At 33.5% G+C, this 22000-nt stretch carries 15 protein-coding genes; 6 read left to right on the top strand and 9 right to left on the bottom strand.

Translation table 11 applies throughout. The features are described from left to right. Positions 1–1020 precede the first annotated feature (1020 nt). The 4 genes from OLM51_RS09200 to OLM51_RS09185 form a co-directional block, all read right to left on the bottom strand. Positions 1021–6009 carry a DUF4132 domain-containing protein gene (locus tag OLM51_RS09200; RefSeq protein WP_264554021.1) on the bottom strand — a complete coding sequence of 1663 codons (4989 nt, stop codon included), beginning with the start codon at positions 6007–6009 and terminating at the stop codon, positions 1021–1023. A 137-nt stretch (positions 6010–6146) separates the two neighbouring features. Next, positions 6147–6581 (bottom strand): hypothetical protein, encoded by a 435-nt coding sequence (locus tag OLM51_RS09195; RefSeq protein WP_264554020.1) that lies wholly within the window; start codon positions 6579–6581, stop codon positions 6147–6149. 217 nt (positions 6582–6798) lie between these two features. Beyond that, positions 6799–8547, bottom strand: a complete 1749-nt coding sequence (locus OLM51_RS09190; protein WP_264554019.1) for a DUF4403 family protein — start codon at positions 8545–8547, stop codon at positions 6799–6801. 108 nt (positions 8548–8655) lie between these two features. After that, positions 8656–10104: a hypothetical protein gene (locus OLM51_RS09185; RefSeq protein ID WP_264554018.1), complete on the bottom strand. Its 1449-nt coding sequence runs from the start codon at positions 10102–10104 to the stop codon at positions 8656–8658. 208 nt (positions 10105–10312) lie between these two features. On the opposite strand from OLM51_RS09185, the gene OLM51_RS09180 reads away from it, so the two are divergent. From OLM51_RS09180 to OLM51_RS09170, 3 genes are all read left to right on the top strand, one after another. Continuing rightward, positions 10313–10942, top strand: coding sequence for a response regulator transcription factor (locus tag OLM51_RS09180; protein ID WP_264554017.1), 630 nt, complete (start codon positions 10313–10315; stop codon positions 10940–10942). Positions 10943–10947: 5 nt separating this feature from the next. Continuing rightward, entirely contained in the window at positions 10948–11610 is a 663-nt protein-coding gene (locus OLM51_RS09175) for a hypothetical protein (RefSeq protein WP_264554016.1), read from the top strand. 646 nt (positions 11611–12256) lie between these two features. Further along, a complete protein-coding gene (locus OLM51_RS09170) occupies positions 12257–13042 on the top strand; it encodes a sensor histidine kinase (RefSeq protein ID WP_264554015.1) in 786 nt (261 codons plus the stop codon). An 84-nt stretch (positions 13043–13126) separates the two neighbouring features. Here the strand turns inward: OLM51_RS09170 and OLM51_RS09165 are convergent, their stop codons facing one another. After that, entirely contained in the window at positions 13127–13276 is a 150-nt protein-coding gene (locus tag OLM51_RS09165) for a hypothetical protein (RefSeq protein ID WP_264554014.1), read from the bottom strand. 99 nt (positions 13277–13375) lie between these two features. Further along, complete coding sequence (locus OLM51_RS09160; protein ID WP_264554013.1) at positions 13376–13648, bottom strand: hypothetical protein; 273 nt, start codon at positions 13646–13648, stop codon at positions 13376–13378. Between the two features lie 414 nt (positions 13649–14062). Between OLM51_RS09160 and OLM51_RS09155 the strand changes: the two genes are divergently transcribed. From OLM51_RS09155 to OLM51_RS09145, 3 genes are read left to right on the top strand one after another with little or no spacing between them, the layout of a single operon-like run. After that, on the top strand, positions 14063–15871 hold the full coding sequence (locus OLM51_RS09155) for a type VI secretion system Vgr family protein (RefSeq protein WP_264554012.1): 1809 nt from the start codon (positions 14063–14065) through the stop codon (positions 15869–15871). Between the two features lie 2 nt (positions 15872–15873). Beyond that, entirely contained in the window at positions 15874–16881 is a 1008-nt protein-coding gene (locus OLM51_RS09150) for a hypothetical protein (RefSeq protein WP_264554011.1), read from the top strand. A gap of 5 nt (positions 16882–16886) precedes the next feature. Next, positions 16887–17546: a hypothetical protein gene (locus OLM51_RS09145; protein ID WP_264554010.1), complete on the top strand. Its 660-nt coding sequence runs from the start codon at positions 16887–16889 to the stop codon at positions 17544–17546. A gap of 646 nt (positions 17547–18192) precedes the next feature. Here the strand turns inward: OLM51_RS09145 and OLM51_RS09140 are convergent. The 3 genes from OLM51_RS09140 to OLM51_RS09130 all read right to left on the bottom strand — a co-directional run bounded on the left by OLM51_RS09140 (position 18193) and on the right by OLM51_RS09130 (position 21964). Further along, the gene (locus OLM51_RS09140; protein WP_264554009.1) at positions 18193–19005 is read right to left on the bottom strand and encodes a hypothetical protein; all 813 of its coding nucleotides are present in this window, start codon (positions 19003–19005) and stop codon (positions 18193–18195) included. A gap of 312 nt (positions 19006–19317) precedes the next feature. Continuing rightward, a complete protein-coding gene (locus OLM51_RS09135; protein WP_264554008.1) occupies positions 19318–20118 on the bottom strand; it encodes a TatD family hydrolase in 801 nt (266 codons plus the stop codon). Positions 20119–20542: 424 nt separating this feature from the next. After that, positions 20543–21964 (bottom strand): RtcB family protein, encoded by a 1422-nt coding sequence (locus OLM51_RS09130; RefSeq protein WP_264554007.1) that lies wholly within the window; start codon positions 21962–21964, stop codon positions 20543–20545. Positions 21965–22000 lie beyond the last annotated feature (36 nt).

Here is a 22000-nt window from a genome sequence, read left to right as displayed (position 1 = left end):
AAGGTGCTTCATAACAAATACGATATAACTATCTTATTGCCTATATTGATGCACCGACATGTAAAAGCATTCACGATCCGAAGTCGCGGCTACTAATCCTGGGTTATGTATGTATGATTTAAAACTCATTTTATTTATTTTTTATAATTGTTGTTGTTGTTTTCTGAAACGCTGTGTTTCAATTTTGTTCGGCAAAGATAAAGAGGAAAAAATCATATTTCCAAATCTTTTTTAAGATTAATTTTCTGACTATCAATTAGTTAACTCGAAAATAAAGATAAAGAAATCCCTGTCCGCAAACTGGTGCAGATTTATCTTTTTATCAAATGACTGTTACTCATTAGATTACTTCCCAAGACTATATTTCGCTATTTTGATTAATCATTAAACATTTGGTCACTTATTTTTTTAATTATTTTTAGTTATGGTTTGTTTTTTAATCATTTTAGATTTCTTTTTATCACATTGAGTAAATTCAAATTGTTTCAAAAACAAAAAAAGCGCCCTTAAATGAGGACGCTTTTCTATTTTATGATGAGTTTGACTCTAATTTTTACATTACAATTTCATAAAAATACATATAGCATCCTGTACAATCAGCTGGAATATCTCCGGCCGAACGTTCAAAATTTTTGCTTACTGAAAGTATCATATGTATTTTTTTCTATTATTAATTACAGGTACAAATGTAGTTATTTTTGGATTAATTTAACAAAACACATCTAAAATATATTTTTTATAACAAAATACCCTGCAAATGGTACTTGCAGGGTATTGGCTTTTTATTGATCGTATGAGTAGTGAAACTAATTCTATTTAAGATTTACAGATTCGATACCACGAAAACACCGATTACAACGATTTTTTGTATCTGTTTATTATTTACGACGAGACTTGACAGGTTTTTGAAACCTGTCAGGTCCAATCAATTACTTAATTACGCATACGTCTTATCAATCTGACTTAAAATCGTTGGATCCTGAATTTCATTGTCTTTGGCAAACAATAAAACTTTAGACATTACCTCAGCCGATTTTGGATCGTCGTCTGCAAATGGCAGGAATAAACGCCCTCTGTGTTGCGAATGAATTGGCAATATCGATAAATATTTACCGGCAACTGGTGTACAACAGCACTTCCTAAATGAACGCTGTATTCTGCCAATTGTCCTTTTATAATCGCATGGTTTCCTGTAATTTCTACATTTTTAATTTTGAATAAACGCAGTGTTTCTCTCAATAATACCGCTCTCATTTCGATAGAAGAATGACTCGCTTCCGGATCAACTCCGCCTACATGAGCAACGCTTACAACTAAATCAATATCTCGCATTACTTCTGAGAAAATCCTTGGATTTATATCTTCAAATGCAATGTTTTTATAATCTTTTAAAGAATGGAATTCAATCGTTTCCAAAGTTGGGCTTTCTACATCGGCTGGAGAGAACCAGTCTGCCAGTGCATACATTTTTACCTGATATCCTTCTTTATGGAAAACTTTCTGTAATCCTTCTTCATAATCTACTTTCCAGCCTCTTCCTTTTAACAGTGCTAAAGTCTGATTTGGCTGTACCTGATGTCCTGCATAACGCCTTGAAATTGATTTTTCTTTTAATTCGTCTGGCGTTGGAACATACAATTCTCTGAAGATTTGTTTAAAAGGCTGCAGCAGTTTATTATCAAAACAATATTTCTGAAAATCTGTCCAAACATTGTTTTTATGCAAATCAAAACAGTGTGCAATTCTAAAAGTTTGATTTTCATTTAGGGCAATCATTTCTCCTAAACCGGTTACTAAACTTCCATCGACATAAAAACCAATCTGATTGTCATTAGAAATAAAAACTAATTTCTCCAGATGTTTCGAAATAATCGGATGCTCAAAAAGATTCTGCATTTCTGCAAATAAAAACTCATCGCCGCGAATCATACTTTCTTCCAAACCTTTTCTGGAGCGTGTCCATTGCTCGCGCATGGTTTTACGGTAATTCGTTAATTCCAGAATGCCTTTGTCTTTTTTGTATTTCGGCGGAATCGATTTTAATTCTTTATCTCCTTTATACGTAACCAAATCGGCTTTTCCTTCTTTGTTAATTACGAGACTAATTGTAAGATCATCCAAAACTACTTCAGTTTCTTTTGATAAAATATTTTGTACTTGTTTGGTTTCCATTGCCCATGTTAAACGAACAGGATCCGGATAACCCGCATTTCTCGCCAGGTTCTCGAGTGCCACACGAATAGCCAAAGCTTCGCTCGCTTGTTTCATCGAACCAAACTCTTTGCTTTCTTTTTTAAACTGCTGTAAATATTCGTAACGCGCCAAAATATCTTTTTCCGGACTTGCTTTGCTTAACGGAACCAATCCGTACACTCGCAGATAATCCTGATCACGCTTGTCTTTTACTTTGGCAGTAACTTCTCTAATTTTCAAATCTCCTGTAATCGTATCTGCGTACAATCTTGCACGACGATGACCGTTTCCGTCTGTAACATACTTGGCAGATTCGTATAAAAGTTCCCATTTTGCTTTTCCTAATTTTTTATAAGCCGATGTGAACCAGTTTTTATCTACTGCACCATCTTTAAAATCCTGTAAATCTAAGGTCGAAAATCTCGCTGCTTCACTTTCCAATTCTGAATTTACAGCACTGTATGTTGCCGTTTTGGTATGCGCATGAAACCACCAAATTCCCTCATCCAGACCATTCCAGTCTAAATAATTACTGATAAACTTTTGCCATTGCGGCGCATAAATAGCAGTCTGAATCAGTTTTTCTTCAGAGATTTTGGCTTTTTTAATTAATTCATTAAAACTTTCCTGTGTATCTGTCGCCAGCGGATAACATCTTTTTAACAAGAAACTAAATAATTTCTGTTTGGTTAAATCGGTGTAACTCCAGGAATAAATATAGCCTTTGTACAAACTTGCCTTACCAAGTGCTGTAATAAGCTCAACCAAACGATTAGCTCCAAAAATTTTCTGAAAACTCTGAGTCAAATGCGTTACCGAAGTATTAGAATCACCTCTTTTTACCTCAATATCCAAAAATGTCTCTCTGATTTTGTCTATCATTGGCACCAGGAACTGAAATTTTTTAATTAGATCTTCGCTTCCAAAATGTCTGTAATGTTTCTTCTCGCTGGTTAAAACAGAAATTCTTTCCGGTTCTAAAATACCTTCGTACAATTCTCCTTCTGTAATTAAATTTTGCTCAAAGGCAATGCCATACAAATGAATCGGAGGTTTGGCAAAAGATCTGTTTTTTTCTAAACCGTTTAATTGTCTCCATCTGTACAGATTCCATACTTTAGTATTCTGTTCTTCTGTTAAATCAAGTAAACCAATTTTATTCAGATAAATATCAAAAAAGCCCTGACTCTGCCAGCCATCTCCGTTGTTGTTATTGTAATAATACTCGTCTTTAGCAGGCTTATATTCAAATTCTATTACAGATTCCGGAAGATCAGCATACAATGCGCTGCAGGCATCGATCAGGAAATCGGCTTTTTCATTAAAAGCATATTTTAATTGCAAAGCATTCAGAATATTCAAAATTGCATTATCCCAATCATAACCTCTTTTGTTTTGGTGCGGCAATAATTCTTTATAATAAAAAACATGTTTATCTAAAAAATCCCGCCATACTTTTCGGTCACAACTACTTACAAGCGTCATTAAAAACAAATCTCTTTCGGCCAGACCTGAATTTTCAAACCAGCCCGCCCAAACCTCATACAACGGATAATTTACTGCTGCTAATTCTGAGTTTGTTTCGTCTTTTAGATTTTTTAATTGTCTAAACGTATTGCCAAGCAAAACAGTCGATCTGCTGTTATCGTAGTTTTCAATTTCGTATTCGTAATTTCTGTTTTCTTCAAACAATTTATAAAGCTTTTCGATCTCGGTTTTAATATGCGACATCGATTTTGAGAAACCGTATTGTTCTGCTTTTACCGATTTGGCATACAAAGAATCCCCGTTTGATTTTGGCAATTCGTAAATCGAAAATTCATTTGGCGTAAAAAATCCGTAACCGTTTTCTGCGCTTAAGAGATCTTGCTTTTTTGAAGGTTCCAGCTGCTCAATAAATTTGGTTTCCTTTTCTGTAATCTTTGGTCTTTGCAGATAGTCTTTTACCCAATCATTTACTTTATCCGTAAGTTTGTTATTTTTCTGAAGCTGAAGCATTACGTCCAACATAGACATACGCTGTTCTAAATCGCCTTTTTCTATGGTCTGATGAACAAAGTTGATCACTTTTGGATCTTCTTGTTTAATCAGAATCGCTGTTAGATTCTTTTTTAAATTAGAATTTTTACGTTTAAATAATTCCTGAAAAATAACCAATTCATCTTCCGTTAAACTCAAATCTTTTAAAACATTCACCGCCGAAGCCACAAGAGATTCTCCCCTGTCTTTTAAAATACGTAAGGCAAAATTTCTTTGAAATTCAGTTGGTTCTGTTTTCTTTTTATCGTTATTATTTTGATGACTGTAAAAAGAATAGCTGTAAAAACTTCCCAATAAATTTCTGGTCAGTTTCTCTCTTAAATTGATCGAGAAACCTTCAAAATGTTGTAAAACCGCTTCTAATCTTTCGTTGTTGTCGCCCACCAAATTAATGGCAGCGGCATAAAGCGTATCTCTTTCAAATTTGATATTGAGCCACGAAAATACTTTCCCTTCAAAAGTTTTTTCTTTTTCTGTAATGCTTTGTGCAAGATGATACACTTTATCAAAAAAGTTCGGATAATCTGCATTTTCAATATAAAACTTAGATTTTGTATTGGCTTCCAGTAAATCATTCATTCTTGGAGCTGCAAAGGCCAAAACCTGCAAATTATCATCTTCTATCGCTTTAAAATAAAGTGGCATTTCAATATAAGGATCGTTAGTTTCTCCGGCAAATTTCAATGCCAGTGATTTCTTTTCAACCGAACCTTTTTCTAACAATTCATGCAGATACGGAACTGTTTTCTCTACATCCAAAACGCCCTGAACCCAAAGCGCCATATAGACTTCATTATTATTTTTGCTTTTTATACCAGTCGGAATCGTTTCTGGTTTTGTAAAATAACCGTAAGCCAACTCGATAATATTTCTAACTGTAGTTTCTTTTTCAGAATCCCAACCCAAGCCTGTCCAGGTATCAATCGCTCTTACCACCGATGAAAAACGAGTCAGTTTATTGTCAATAATAACCTTAATCATGTATTGCAAAGCTCCTATACTGGTTTCGTCCAGCGCTTCAAGAATGGTCTGGCGCAAACCTTCCTGACGCTGAGCGGCAAGCAATAATTTTTCTACCAACTCCCAGTTTTGTTGTTTTTCGCTGTTTAAAAGTGCTTTGATGATATTTCTGGAAACCTTTCCTCTTGGATCTTTATTGAAAATAATATCTTCAAATAATTGAAACAGATTTTCCTTACCAGAATCAAGTGCCGAAGACCAAAGCATAAACTGATTACCGGTATTTGAAATCTCGGTATCATAACGAATCTGATCTTCTATACTCAAATCATAATAAAAAGTCGTACTATCCTGATAATTGTATTTGTAAGGTGCGTTTAGCAAAGAACGCAGAAAATTGATCTGATTAATCAGTAAATAACTTTTATGATTTGGCGCTCTAAAAGCTCTTCGGGTATAACCAATCTGATACATTTTATGCGGAAGTCTGCTCCAGGCTTCTTTTACATAAGCAGCATTTTCTTCGCCAAAAAAGTAAAGCAGCAAATCGTAGTAGTTTTTATCTTCCCACATATCCTCTTTTACCAACGTGGCAAACTTTTCGGCTTCTTTTGAGCCCAGAGTAATATAATTGCAGTAATAACTGTCCTGAAGTTTTAGTAGTTCAAGACCAAACTCTGCCACTTCTTTTTTAAGTTTTGTTTTTAATAATAGTTTCGAAACCAGATTGCTGTTTGCAATTTCTTCCAGTTCCTTTTTTAATCTCTTAATCGGATTCTCGATTACTTTACTTTTTAAAAGATCTTCTATTGTCATATTGTTTATTTTAGATTTTAGACTGTAGTCCCGATAGCTATCGGGATAGATTACTTCACTTTGCCTTCCTGAGCGAAGCCGAAGGATTTCCCCAAACAAATTTTGGAATTTGGAATTTTAAAAATTGAGATTTCCAACTACCAGTAACTTCCCGCCAAGAAAGTCAACCTAACAAAAGTGATGGGCTTATTTTGAGATAAATCGATTTCTTCGGTTAAAGTTTCCAGCTGATCGTCGCCATAGAAAACGGCATATAAACCATCTTCAAAAGCCTGAATGGCATTTTCCTGTGCTTTGGCTAAATCTACTTTGTTGTGATTGTAAAGTGCGCCGAAACCCACTTTTCCGGTATCGGTAAGAATGGGAAGGTAATTTTCTTTTGGAAGATGGATTTTGTCTTCGTCTTCAAACTCAAAGGATGAAGAACGGAACAATTGAACCTGATGATCAACAATCGATTCTATGAGTTTTTGTGTAGTAATGACAGGATTTTCTAGCGCTAAAGCGATACTTTTTTCCTGAAGAAGCGGATTTTTTTTTCCTAATTGTTTAACTGAGATGCTTAGATTCATCTTTTGTGGCATTTATTTTGAAGCCGTAATGTAAGATTTTTAAATCAGTTTATTCTTAAAATAACATCTTTTATATGTTAAAAAATCTCAGAATTAAAAGTACGATTTGATACTAAAAAAAGACCCTGCAAATTGGTATTTGCAGGGTGTAAAAAACTTTCCGTCATTCGGTTTTTCCTAAAGAGTCAAAGTTTAGTAATTGTTTCTACTATGCTACTTATCTGTCATTTTGAGTAAGATCATTGTGTTCTTTTTTACTTTTTAGAAATATGTTGAATTTAGAATTCAATTCACCTACCAAGGCTATTTCTTCTTTGTCTAATACAATCTCATGCATTCCAAAATCAATATCATCAATAGTAAAACCTATATCATCATGTTTGAATGAATTAATTTTTTCAAATATTTTTTTCTTAATATCTAAAACATTATCCGTTAGATCTCGTGTTGTTTGTTTTTTTATTTCATTAATAATTAAAGGTTTGAAAAGCGTAGATATTGTCGGATAAAATTTATTATCGACCGTCATCGTAAAATCTATGTCCTGAAGTTCAAATTTTTTATTGCTCGTCATAACTGGTTTACCTAGTAAATAAACCCATCCTGAAACTGGCAATAGGCTTCCTGGCAATTTAGCTTTTAGTTTTACTCCTACAACAATTTCATCTCCATTTGGATAAAAACTCATTTCAAGCAGTTTCACCTCAGCTTTTTGTTTAAGTACAACATCAGGTTTTAGAACTACTTTATTGTCTTTTAAATATTGATTAGCGGTATATTCAATATCATTATACTTAATAAGCAATGGCAGAAAAGCTTTTATTTCACTTTCCGTTTGAGTTTTCTCTTCTAATAAAGGAAGTGAAGTAGTTGTATTGATGATCTTATCGTTAAGACTAATATTTGCTTTTATTCCGGCATATAAAGCTAAAGTATCCTTGTACACTTTTAGCCCGGACAATGCCGCTTTTGATGGATTAATATTCAATTGATATTCTTTTCCATTTGCAAGAGCCGGCAAACCAAAACCATAATATTTCCACTTGTCTTTAACAATATCTGTGATCATTTCACATTTGATTTGTTGATCTATTAACCTACTTACATTGCCTTCAATATCTTTTAATTTTTTATCTGTTATTCCTGTCAGAGAAATATTAATATTATCCAAGATCTCAATTTGTGGGTTTGATATCCAGGAATGCGTTACAGTCAATCCAATTTTAGGACACCATTCTGGCGTAATCGAAAAACTTGCATTAATAAAAAACTGAATTTCTCCATTAAAATTCTTTCTATCAAATTGAAAGGCCGCAGGCAGGCTTCCTTGTAGGCCCACAACTCCATCAAATGAAATAGGAACAGAGACTTTTAAAGTATTGTCATCAACATAAGATAATTTTACATCTTCTTTCAGCTTAAAATCAACATCATATTTATAACCTATTGCTACTGCGGGACCTTTAGTTTCTATCCACTCGTTTGGATGATACAAAGGATTATTAGTCTCTATCCATTCATTTGGGTTATATAATGGATCTTTGGTTTTAAACCATTCATTTGGATGATAAAAAGGGCATTTAAATTTCTTCCCAAATATTTTTTGCCATTTATGCGGATGATACAAAGGATCCTTTGTCTTAAACCATTCGTTTGGGTGATATAAAGGATTATTTGTTTTGATTGTTTTATTTGGATTATAAAGCGGATCTTTTGTTTTTATCCAGGATCTATATTCAAATGTCCCGTCGTCAGAAATGCTGTATCCTTTTTTTAATACATCATTTAATTTGCTTTCCAGACTCGCTAAGTCAACTTTTAACGCAAGGTCAAAATTACTTTCATATGAAGGTAGCTTGACTTCTTCATATAAGGGTTCCGGTTTTTTTGTTATCTCTTGATAACTTTTGCAGCTTGCAAATAAAATTGTTGCTGCAAGTACTGATAGGTAGTTGGTGCATTTCATAGCAATTGATTTTAATGATTAAAACTTTGTTTGTGCAACTTTGAAAACTGATGCACATAACTTAATTAGTGGTGTTTGTTTTAAGAAATTGAGAATTTCTTGTAGTTATCAATTTTCTTCAATTCCTTTATCAAGACTGATTTTCTTTACTTTGGTTAAATTGTATGTCACTCCGAAAAAGTGTCCAAAATCAAATTGGCTTTGTGTGGGTACAACACCAGAAGTTCCTAAATTATAAGAACCTCCATCTGAATAAGAATTTGCAAGTCTATCTACTTTTCCCATAGAAACACCTGTGGAAAAAATAATACGTTCTTGTTTTCCTAATATGGCACCAACTCCAAAAAGCACTTGTAACTTTTCACTTTTGGTCAATACGGCTCCAAAATTAAGTGTGGGAACTATCCACGAATTCATACGGATATAAGTATTTATTGTAGTACCAAATGCAATATCATAATCACCACTATTTTTTAGAGTGATTATTTTGTTGTCCGGAATTGCTGGATCATCTCTTTTATCATATTCTTCATCATACAGCGAAGTAAAAAATAGTCCGGCACTAACATCGATTTTTAAACCGCCTCTAATCCAGATATTATAAGGATTTGGAGCAAAATTGAGATCCTCTTCTTTGGTTGTTTTATCAAAACGGTGCAGCTTAAATTCTACAACATCAATATTTTTTCCCTGTACATCAATTGGTAAAGTATGAACATCTAAATCTATGGTATAGAATTTTTGTATAATTCCATCGACACTTTTTTCTGCCTTTTCTTTTGTTAGGAGCAATTTCTCGTTAGTCTTTTTATATTGAGAATTAGTTTTATATTGTTCTAAGTCATTTAATAAACTATAGCTCGCTTTCAAATTTTCTTTTGCTGCTTTAAGAAATTCTCCTCTTTCAGCATAATCATCTTTAAGAAGAGTGTTTTTTTGAGTTAAAATTTTATACAAGCTTTCTACTTCGATATTTAAATTATCAATCTTTTTAATTAATTCTTCATTATTGGTGAGAATGTCTTTCAGAGGCTTTTTATCTTTATTATCGACCAATGATACTTTCAATGAGTCACCTACCTTTTTCGCTTCTTTTTTTACTTCCTCAGCGGTTGTATTTTTATCATTAAAAAAAGAGAGATTTTTGGTATCAATTTTATAAGTATATTTTAGAGGGTTACCATTAGTCAATTTTATAGCAAGCAAATCCCTGGATTGTATAGAAAGCCATTTACTTTTTCTCTTGCATTCGTAAATTGTATCCGCACTTTTTACTGGCTCTGGAGTTAAATTTGAAGTAGGCTTTGTCTTTGGGGTTGAAGTTGGATTTTTGTCGTTTTCAGGTTCACTTTGTTCTGTTTCAGCAGTATTTTGAGTTTTGCTTATAACTTTACATTTACACTTAATATTCGCAAAAGTTCTGCAGGATGAATCTTCGCAAGCTTGAATATCTACCTGCGGTTTATTCAAGTCGATAATTATATTTTTGGTAGTTACCTGGCCATAACTAATAAATCCAAAAAATAAAAAATAAAAAATAAATAGGGCTGTTTTCATGATTTCCTACGTTTTTAGTTAACATTTCAAATGTATCCTGAGAACAGCATATCAATCAATTACCCTTTTGGGTGATATTTTTTTCTTATAATTCTCACTTATTTTTTTGTAAGTTTATCCACGTTAAGCTTTATCTCAAAATATCACCCAAAAGGGTAATTGTGGTCAAAATACTTATTACCCAACTTTGTAATGAAAATGTAACAACATGAAAATAAGAGTTGCCATAGTAGAAGATGATAAACATTACAGTCAGGCATTGAAGAACATCATCGATTTTCAGGAAGACATGGAATGCGCAGCTCAGTTTTTTAATGGTAAAAGCGCATTGCAAAAATTGGAAGATCTGGAACCAGACGTAGTTTTAATGGATATAAACCTGCAGGATTTATCAGGAATTGATATCGTTTCTAAACTGACAGAAACAATGCCGGGAACAAATTTTATAATGTGTACGAGTTTCGAAAACGACGAAAAAATCTTTTCGGCCTTGCGTGCAGGTGCAAGCGGATATCTTGTAAAAGGTGATCCTCTCGATAAAATTATTCAGGCTATTCTAGAAGCTCATAACGGAGGCGCACCTATGAGTTTTACGATTGCAAAACGCGTTTTACAGCATTTTCAGGAATCAAAAGTACAGGTACAAAGTTTGGCTTTGCTTACCGTTACCGAAAAAGAAGTTCTCGAACTGCTGGCGCAAGGACTACTCTACAAAGAAATTGCCGATAAGAAAAATGTAACCATCGACACCATAAAAAAACACATTGGCAATATCTACAGAAAATTACAAGTAAGTAATAAAATTGAAGCTATTAATAAGTTTAATACCAAAAACTAAAAACCATGGAACTAGAAAAATTAAAACAAGAAAAAATTGATCAGATTGACTTTTTTAAAAAAATAATTAAAAAAAAGATCGAAGAACTTTTTATAGCCAACTATAAAAGCCTTGGAATTGAAGGATTAACCGAAACCTTTTTATTAGATTTAGAAAAATTTGAAAAGGTACTTTCAGAAAATAATAAAAAATCATTTTGCAAATTTTATCTCATTCAAAAAGGTGATTCTCTCAATCTGGGTTTATCTTTTTCTGATAATGAAGAATGTGACATTAAAGCAAAAAATCTTGCTGATGATGATGTTTTATATATCTTAGAAAATAATCATATAACACCGAAAGATTTCACAGCAATGAAAAAGGGTTTTGTGAATGGTATAGGAGCGAAATTACCTACTCATCGTGACAATAAAAAAGACACCTTAATTTCATATTCCTTAGAAGAAATTAATCTTTACTTAGAAGAAATGAGGGAAAAGTATCCAACTATTTCTGCTTTAAAATTTAATATGTTTCAATATTCCCCTACTAATCTAGATCATGAACTTTCGGCACGTTTTACAGAAAGAGATAAAAGAATTGCTTTTTGTGTTCATGCCTTATTTGATAAAAAGAAAGACCTTTATGGTGAAAGCGAAGGTTACGATTTAGGAAACCTTAAACCTTAATGAATTACATCTATGAAATAATATTGCTTTTGACCCTTTTTAAATCAATAGTTTTGGTTAGAAAATTTAGCCTTTCTAGCCAGAACTATTTGTTTGTATATCTTCTTGCTACTTTTCTTGTAGAACTAATATCAGAGATAATTCTTTATCAAAATTCCAATTCCCAATATAGTTTCCATTATTTTGTTTACAGTGTATTCTGCATTTTATTTTTTTTGTTTTATTATTCCAGACTATTCAACAAAAATCTAAGAAACAAAATCAGCTTATTATCATTAATTCCATTGATGTATATTTTAATCTCAACACTGTTTTTAGAAAAAGATTTAAAATCAGAATTATTCATCGTTTTACCAATGTTTTATATTTTATATACGATGATGTGGTTTTATCAAAAAATAAATTCTCCATCTGAAACTAAAATTACAGATGACCCAAACTTTTGGATTTCAACAGGTATACTGCTCTGGAGCTGCTTTTTTATATTTAGAGTTATTCCAAGATACTTCTTAAAAACTAAAGACAACTCTTTTTTAGACTTACTTATAGAATTTCAATTTGTTATCAATTGCATTATGTATCTATTATTTTTTAAAGCACTACTTAAATACGAGACAATCTCCAAAAACATAAAAAAATCAGACCAATGGACCCAGCCATAAAACTAACCTTTATTATCGCCATGATGATAATGCTACTATTTGTGTGCTTTATTATTATGATGATTTTTATCTACAACAAAAAACAACTCATTCAGCAGCAGAGAAACCAAATAAAAGAAAGCGAATTCCAGAACCAATTGCTGCAAAAAGAATTAGAACGCCAAAAAGCCATCCAGCTCGAAAGAGAGCGCATTTCGCAAGATATGCACGACGATTTGGGTGCGGGAATTTCGGCTATAAAACTTCAGGCTGAGTTCTTAAAATATAAAATGACACAGGAAAATTATTCTGAAGATTTAGAAGCCATTATAAATACTTCTGAAGATATGAATTTAGCCATGCGGGAAATTCTTTGGAGTTTAAACTCACAAAATGACACCATTGGTAATTTTATAGAATACACCACTTTGTACATCAAACGTTTCCTGAGCAAAACCAATATCGACTCGCACTTCAATTCGAACATTCCCGAGCAAGAAACTAATTTAACGGTAAAAGCCAGACGAAATCTTTTTCTGGCAGTTAAAGAAGCCGTTCACAATATATACAAACACAGCCAGGCAAACGAGGTTTTTCTTGAATTTGACCAAAATGAAGATTCTTTCAGCATTACGATTACCGATAACGGAATTGGATTATCTGAAACCACACAAAAAGGAAACGGCATGGGCAATATGTCTTTAAGAATGGAAGGCATAAACGGAACTTTTAAAATTATTCCTGCTCAAAAAGGTCTTCAGTTATTGTTTATATATCCATTACAGGGTTAACTAAAAAGTCATTTTTTTTAAGCTCTACTTAAATCAAACCCTGCAAATTGGTATTGTCGGGATTTGAGTTTTTATTGAGATAATTTAAATTCTTTTCTTCTTTTCTTTAGAAGTACTTACTTCACTAAGCCATTTTGCCTGTGCTCTTGCTTGTTCTAAAGTAACTCCTTTCTGTTTTGCTAGTTGTTCCTCGCTAATTTTAGCTCTTTCCTTAAATGATATTTTATAGTTCATTGTCAAAAAATCCTAAAACAAATGTAAGAATTTTACATTTACAAAATTAAAACCCTGCAAATATCAATTTGCAGGGTTTGGTTTTTTAATGGTTTTGTTTTAGCTGTTTATACTGGCACAAGCCTTATAAATCTGCTTATCTGTAAATGGCGACAGCGTTTCTGCCAGATTGCGGCTGGTTCTTAAACAACTCAGCATTTTCTGCCTTAAATTGATATCGTCGCCAAACTCTGTATGCATTAAAAGCTCGAAGATTTCCTGCAAATACATGGGCTGTTCTTTGTAATCTCCCTCAAACAATTCATCTGAAAGGAAATTAATTACGGATGGCACTACATCACGATGTGTTGGTTTTTGATTTTCTTTTTGCATAGTTCTGAAAATATTAAACACACGAAACCCACGATCGGTTGTGCAAAAACATTCCAAGGAATGAGATTAGGGCTATCACTAGCACCCTCAACGTAACGTGGGTTCGCTTATATTAAACTTAAAAATAATTTTTAAGGATTTCTCCTTGGTGTAATGTTTTTGCTCTGCAAAGATATAATTTTCACTTTAAAAAGAAAGAAATAACTTACTTTTTATTTGTTTTTAAAATTCTGATGCTTTAGGTTGAAAGCAAAGATAGAAATTATTATTCGCATGATTATTCTTGTTATATAGAATCAACTTTATATTTCCCACATATAATCTTATTCTAGCATTTAAATGTCTTTTTGAGGTTGTCTTAAAAATCTCTTAAGCATACTTTTAAATAAACTAATCAAAATACAAATTAAAATTATGGCACATTTTTCTGAACAAGTTCATATAGCGATAAGCAGTTTTACTCAAAACGTTATTTACTACGATTTAAAATTGTCACAAAAAATGGCTAATCATCATCATTTTTCGTTTGTGTGGCAATATACCGGTAAAGCAGTTATAAAACCGGAAGATCAGGCCAAAGCAATACGAAGTTATCTTGGTGATGAAGTCATTTTTACCTTCAAAAGCCTGACAGGAATCAAACTAATGAGTAAAGGTATTATAACCGGATTAACTTCCGTAGATCAAAATGGGAGCGCTGTTGGCCTGCACGTAAGCGGAATAAGTCACACTATTATATTGGATGACATGCCAAAATCCAGAACTTATCTTAAAAGAGGTCTGGATGATATTGTTCTGAATATTTTATCAGAAGGTCCAACTGAATTTTACCAGAGAGATGCCATAAGATCAACCTATATGAAAGAGTTTAATTTTATGGCCCAGTACAACGAAACCAATTTTAATTTTATAAAAAGACTGGCTCAGCGTTACGGCCAGTGGCTTTATTTTGACGGAATGCGCATGCAGTTCGGACAAACCAAAACTTCTAATATAAAATTAATAAACGGGGCCTCTCTTCATAGTTTTAAGATTCAGGCCAATATGAGTGCACATAAAATCTCGCTGGCAGGTTATGATTATAATAATGCCTCGGGTATCCGGAATTCTTCGCAACGAACTTCTGTAGGAAGCAAAGACAGTTTTGCTTCTATTGTAGGTTTTAATCAGGCAACAGTTACCCAGCCAGAACTCAGTATTGGCGCTTATACCAATAATGCGAAAAACAAAGACGAAATAAACGAAATGGTTACACTACAGACCGCCGGAAACGATGCAAACAGTGTGTACTACAGCGGAATATCTTACTTCCCTCTAGGTTTAGGTCAGGTTTTTACCATTATCAACCAAACCGTAGAGCACCAACTTATTTGCATAGAAGCAACACACCACTCCCAAGTACACGGTAATTATTCCTGCGAATTTAAAGCTATTCCTGCCGATGTTTCGGCACCGTATTATACCGATACAAAAGTTTTTGCCAGGGCAGAAACCCAACCGGCAAAGATAAAAGACAACAACGATCCTGAAGGACTCGGACGCGTACAGGTTGAGTTTTACTGGGCAGCAGGAAACAAATCAAGTCAGTGGATACGAGTAGTGCAAAATTATGCTGGTTCAGGAAGAGGTTCGTATTGGAGACCTGAGATAGATGACGAAGTATTGGTGAGCTTTGAGGGAGGCAATGCCCAAAACCCTTATGTCATTGGAGCACAATATAACGGGATGGCAACACCAGAATTCTTTGACCCGCAGAATATGATAAAAGCCATAAGAATGCGTTTTGGACAATTGCTAAAGTTTGTCGAAAAAGCTGGTATCTGGCTCTCTGACCCGAGTGGAAATGAATTGCATATGAATGAAGAAACAAAAAGTACAACCCTGACCGTTCCAGAAACGGCAACAATAAGAGCCAAAAACATCATTTTTGAGGCAACTGAAAGTATCACATTTACAGCGGGAACTAATATATCTGAAAAAGCTGGAATCGATAAGTCAACAACAATTGGAATGATGCATAATGTTAGCGTTGGAGGTAATAGTACGCTGAATGTAACAGGAGATTTTATGGAGCATATTGAAGGGGATTTTAAGTCAACAACAGAAAAAGACAGACATGATAATAGCAAACAAGGATTAAATCATTACACCGAAGGTGATTTGAATAAAAATGCCCAAAAAGAAATACAAAATAATAGTGGAGAACAAACCAGACAGAATTAATTATGAGCAGAATAAGAATTGTTAAAGGAACAACCACAATATACACAAAAGGAAATCACCATATGTATTCGCAAGGAAATATTACTTTTAATGCGGGTGGTTTTATTAATGAAACAGCAGAGAATCATTCTTACGGAAGTCCTACTGATGCGCCATCTTTTTTACTTGAAGATCGAATAGTTTATGTAAATGGGCATTTTTACAATGAAGACGGAACTTTTGAGGGAAAAATAAATGAGCTCGATTTTGATGGAAGTGTCGAAGATGTTTATGTTTGTGATGGAAAATCTACTCAGAAAAATAAAGATGGGGATGATTTTGTAACATATAATAATGCTAAAATCTTAAAAGAAAAAGATGTGAATATTAGTCATGAAAAATTCGCAAATAATTCATATTTAATTCACCATGAAGCTTCTTTTACAGGAAATAAAGAAACAGCTTTATGGATTGCTCATACCGTAAATAATGCATTGAATAATGAAAGGTATGACAGAGATAAAAAAACATTTAACGAATTATTTAAAACAGGCTATTCATCAGTAGATAAAACTGATAAAGCAAAAGGCATATCCACAAATTCAAATATTGAAAATCATTGTTTTGCTCGTTCTGCAATGATTAGTGTATTAAAAGGAGATGACGATCCTACTAACAATTCTTATTTTTGGGATGGATTAGATTTCTTTACTAAAACAGGTGAATTAGACCATCCTAAATTTAAACAATATAAAAGTATTAATATTGCAAAAGAACATTTAGATTTAGCTATTGATTTTTGGTCTATTGATTCGAATAGGGCTAAAATTAATAAGAACACTACAATTAACTCTATTTTCTCTAAAAAAGAATATGCTCTTAAAGAGGTTACAGATGGAGTGATTTTAAATGAAAAAGGCATTTTTTCAGGAGCGAGAAAGGCTTCACAAAATAATAAAGCAGTACATGAGAGCTTAAAATCAACTGGTTTTAAATCAGGTACATTATTCTGGACAACATTTAAAATTTAGAAAAGATGAAATTCCCGTTTTACATATATATAACCATTTTAGTCTTTATTTCTTGTTCTAAGAAAGCAAATAAGAATACAAGTGATAAATTAAAAGATACTATTGAGGCACCAAAAAACAGTTTTCTAGAGAAAAAATGTTTAGCACAAATCCAAGGTTATAAAGATAGATATGGTATTATATTCTCAAACTACTATCAAGATATCTCTTTAAATTTTGATTTTGATAATAATAAAACCATTGATACACTTGCTGTTTTAAAACCCTTTTACGAAAATGGAATAGATGATTGTTATCCTAAAAATTCTGATTCTGATTTTCCTATACTTTTGATAAGCAAAACGATAAATAAAAAGAGTGAAATTTTTAAAATTTACAAAAACGTTTTAAAATGCAATACCCCCGTTTATTACGAAGAAATAAAAATTAATAAAAGTGGTTTTGTTATTTCTAAAGATCTTATGGGAAATAGCGGTTTTTATACAAAAACATATGTTTCGTTTAAGGCTAATGAATTTTATGTGGATAGCATAAATGTTGAGTCTTGGGGGTGGAAACAATACAAAAAAACATTAAAATTTGCTGACACAAGTTTCCCTCTTTCTAATTACAAAAGAACAGATATTGACTCTATAAGAAACTTATTAAATAACAATAATCCATAAATCAATTTAATTTTAAAAATAGCTCAACAGGTAAATTATGAGAATTGCAACGGTTTTTTTCTGTCTTTTTTTCAATATAATAGTTGCACAGAATAATACATTTAACTTTATTCAAAAAGAGTTAAAATCATGTAGAATGCCAATTAATGATTCTTTAAGTGTTTATCAAATTCACGAGAATCTGTTTAACAATGAAATTATTTTTTTTCTAAAAACTGAAAATGTAATTACCTCCGAATGCAATAAACAGTCGCTAACAAAAAAGCTAATTGAAAAATTAAATTCTTCACAAAATCCAATAGTAGAAATAAATAATTATAATGTTAAAAATATTGTCATCAAAGATTTTACAAATCTCATTCCGACGAAGATTGTAGCATCAAAGAAACTAAATTATACAAGCATTATTATCGAAATAAATAGTTTTTCATATTCAACAATAGCCAATGGGTATATTTATATTTGCTTTAAAGTTGATAAAAAGGGAAAAGTAATTAAGAAAAAAATATTTGAATCAAAACTATCTTTAAAAGCAAACAGGTTTAAGAAAATTTTCTAAAACCTGTTAGGAAAACAAAACTAAATCCCAAAAAAGCTTTTAGAATTTCGAGTCGTTTCTTCCGCTACTTTATCTAAAGTAATTCTTTTAAACCAAAAAATCTGAAATCAGTCGTTGTTTAAATCGATCGATAGGTTTTAGATCGACATTGGTATCTCCGTTGAGAATATCAAAAGGATCGTCTAAACCGCTAATTAATAAATACAAATAGCAAAACAAAAATGTAATGGCAGAAGTGACCAAATAATCTGCCGAGGGGCTTTTGAATTTAGTAATAAGTAAAAGCGACATTACGATAAACAAGATACTTTGCAGCAAAGTATAAGCCGGTTTGATAAAATTGTTTCTCGAAATCGAATAGGCACGGGTAAGTTGTTTTCGCATCGCATTGGTATTTTCCTGTATACCTTTTATGGCTTCTTTATCGACGCCTCTTTCTGCAAAATAATAGGCAATCTCATTTGATTTTCGAATTAAAGGAAAGATAACAGTAGAATCTTTTCCGTGAGAATATATCCATGCAATAATACCATCGGTAATGGCAATCATTTGCTCACGCAAAAAAGTACTGTTTAATTCTTCCTTACACAAATCTGAAGTTCCTGTTCTTGGTGCTCTGTAAGCCAGATAAATCCAATCTTTGATCGCTTCGAGATTGGAAGCGACTTCACCCGGAATTTTTTCACTTTCTTTAAAATCGGTCATGGTTGCGGCCAGTAATAATCCGAACACAAAAAATGCTCCTGTAAAAATAATCGTAATATCGGATAGTTCTATCAAATCGTGAAAATCCTGTCCGTAAAGAGAAAGCTTTTTAAATACAAAATTTTTAATTAATAATATGGCAAATGCCGCAATAAATGACTTTATGATTATGGTTCTGTGCAGTACGAATTTCATTATTATTTTTTCGGCAAATTAAATAAATATTTACATCTCCAACTCTATTCTCGCATAAATAGTAGACTTAAATGTAAGAAGCAAGAAGTAAGACTTAATCTTAAAAGCTTTTAGAAAATAAAATTATTGCAAATCAAATCCGTGTTTATCCGCGTTTTTACGAAGTAAATCTGTTTTATCCGCGTCAAAATTAGACGCTGATTTAACTGATTCGCTAAAGCGAAAACGCTGATAAAAACTGATTTTTCTAATTATTTTGTTTTATCCTTTGTTCCTCTTCACCTTTGCTCCCGATAGCTATCGGGATTGTCCCTAAATCCCAAAAAAGTTCTTAGCATTCTTTGTCGTTTCCTCAGCAACTATAATTCCCGAAACTCCTTTGAACTGCGCAACTGTTGCTGCAACAAAAGGCAGAAAAGCAGGTTCGCAACGGCGTTCGTGGTATTTTTTCAGCAGATTACTCGGAGTGTTTTTTGGAAGCATAAATGGCGCATCGGTTTCGATCATTATTCGGTCGAGCGGCACGTACTGTAAGACTTCTTTTAAATGACTGAAACGTTTAGCGTCTGAAATCGCTCCCGTAAAACCCAGATAAAATCCGTTATCGAGATATATTTTGGCTTCCTGCAACGTTCCTGTAAAACAATGCACAACGGCTTTGGGCAATTGCGGTAAATAGTCTTTGGTGATATTCATAAAAGAATTAAAAGCGCTTCTTTCGTGCAAAAACAAAGGTTTCTGTACTTCGATAGCCAATTCTAATTGGGCTTTGTAACATTCTTCCTGTTTGTTTCTGGGCGAAAAGTCACGATCAAAATCGAGTCCGCATTCGCCAACAGAAACGACTTGTTTCTGCTTTAATAAATTTCGCAGTCTTGAAATGCTTCTCTCATCAAAACTTTTCGCATCATGCGGATGAATTCCGGCTGTAGCATATAATATTCCCGGATATTGTTTTGCGATTTCTAATGATGCTTCGCTGTTTCGTACGCTGGTTCCTGTGAGTATCATTTGCGATACATCGGCGTCGAGCGCGTCTTGTACGACATCGTCTATGTCGTTGTGGAATTGTTTGTTGGTCAAATTAATTCCGATATCTATATATGTTTTCATTTTTTTTGTTTTTTGCCACTAAGGCACTAAGACACAAAGTTTTTTTATTCTTTGTGTTGGTTATTATTTTATCAATCTCGCAAAGGCGCAGAGACGCTAAGTTTTTTGTTTCACGCTCCCGATAGCTATCGGGATTGCAGATTCTAGCAGATTTAAAATGATTTTTAATAAATAATCTGCGAGCATCTGCTTAAATCTTTTTAAATCTGCGTGAAAAAATCTTTAACCACAAAGTTTGTCATTTCGACGGAGGAGACTCGAGCGATAGCGAACAGGCGAAGCAAATCACACTAGAAACTCCGCACAGAATGTCGCCAATCTTTGTCGAATCCCGCGTGTGATTTCTCGTTCCTCGAAATGACAAACAGTACGAAAAAAAACCTTTGAACCTTTGTTCCTCTGTCACTTTGAACCTCTAAAGAAATTAGTCTTCTCGGCTTCCATCATCTGCCATTCTCACTAACTTAGGTGTAAACTTGGCAACCAAATCAACCAAATCCTGTTGTGCTTCCATCACCTGATTGATATCTTTATACGCCATTGGGGCTTCGTCCAGACCTGCTCCGATAAGCGTAACACCATGATGGCTCAGGATCGATTTCATTTCGGTTTGTGTGATGTTTTTTATGGCCTGAGTTCTGCTCATTTGTCTTCCTGCTCCATGCGAAGCTGAATTAATGGCGTTCTCCTCACCTTTTCCTCTCACCAAAAATCCCGGTGCGGTCATACTTCCCGGAATGATTCCCATAACGCCTTTTCCGGCTGGGGTTGCTCCTTTTCTATGCACGATTACTTCTTCGCCGTTCCATGTTTCTTTCCAGGCAAAATTATGGTGGTTTTCGACTTTGGCTAAAATCGTCGCACCCAAAGCGCGTTCCATTTTGTTATGGATAATCTCATGACAAGCCGAAGCGTAATCTCCAGCCAAATTCATCGCCAGCCAATATTCTTGCCCTAATTGTGAGTTCATATCGAGATAGGCTAAATTTCTCGCCACTTCTGGAAGTTTACATTCGTCTTTGGCAATTTTAGTATAATGTCCGGCAATGGTTGCTCCCATTCCGCGTGAACCAGAATGCGTTAACAGAGCGACATATTTTCCTTTTGGGATATTTAAAACCGCATCGTCTTGTGCAAATTCCATGATTCCGAATTCGACAAAGTGATTTCCACCACCTGAAGATCCTAATTGCGACCAGGCTTTATCCTTCAGATTCTTCACAAACGGATTCATATTAAACGTTTCGTTCTCCAAAACCGCATGATCTGATTTGTACTGACCGTGAAATCCGTGACCTGCTCCAAAAATGGAATTTGCTATCAATTCTTTTTTGAATTTGGCTTCGTTTTCAAAGTAAAAATCTTCTGGAATATCATAAACCGACAACGCCATTCTACACCCAATATCAACCCCAACACCATACGGAATAATGGCGTTTTTGGTTGCTAAAACTCCGCCAATTGGTAATCCGTAACCTTGATGCGCGTCTGGCATTAAAGCTCCGGCAACCGTAACAGGCAATTTCATGGCAACTTCCATTTGTTTTCTGGCTCCGTCTTCGATATGATCCAATCCGTAAGCCGAATACGCATTCGGATTTTCATTTAAAGCGATGAAATCTTCTGGTTTTTCATTCGATTTTTCGATTAAAGCCACAGCCAGTTTGCTGAAGATTTTATCGTCGATATAATTCTCCGGAGTTTCTAAGACATTTTTGAAATTAGCTATCATTTCGTCTCTTGTGAATCCGTTTCTTTTGCTGTTTATTTTTAAGGCAATTCCAATTATTTTTCCTTCAGGAAATCCTAATTCTAATATATCTGTACCGTTTATTTGTGTTTTCATTTTTTTGTTTTTAAAGGGACAAAGGTTTTGAGGTTC

The sequence above is a fragment of the Flavobacterium sp. N2038 genome (assembly GCF_025947185.1).
In the GTDB taxonomy this organism is placed as follows: domain Bacteria; phylum Bacteroidota; class Bacteroidia; order Flavobacteriales; family Flavobacteriaceae; genus Flavobacterium.
The sequence above is the reverse complement of the archived record's forward strand: the minus strand, read 5'-3'. Positions and strand labels throughout refer to the sequence as shown.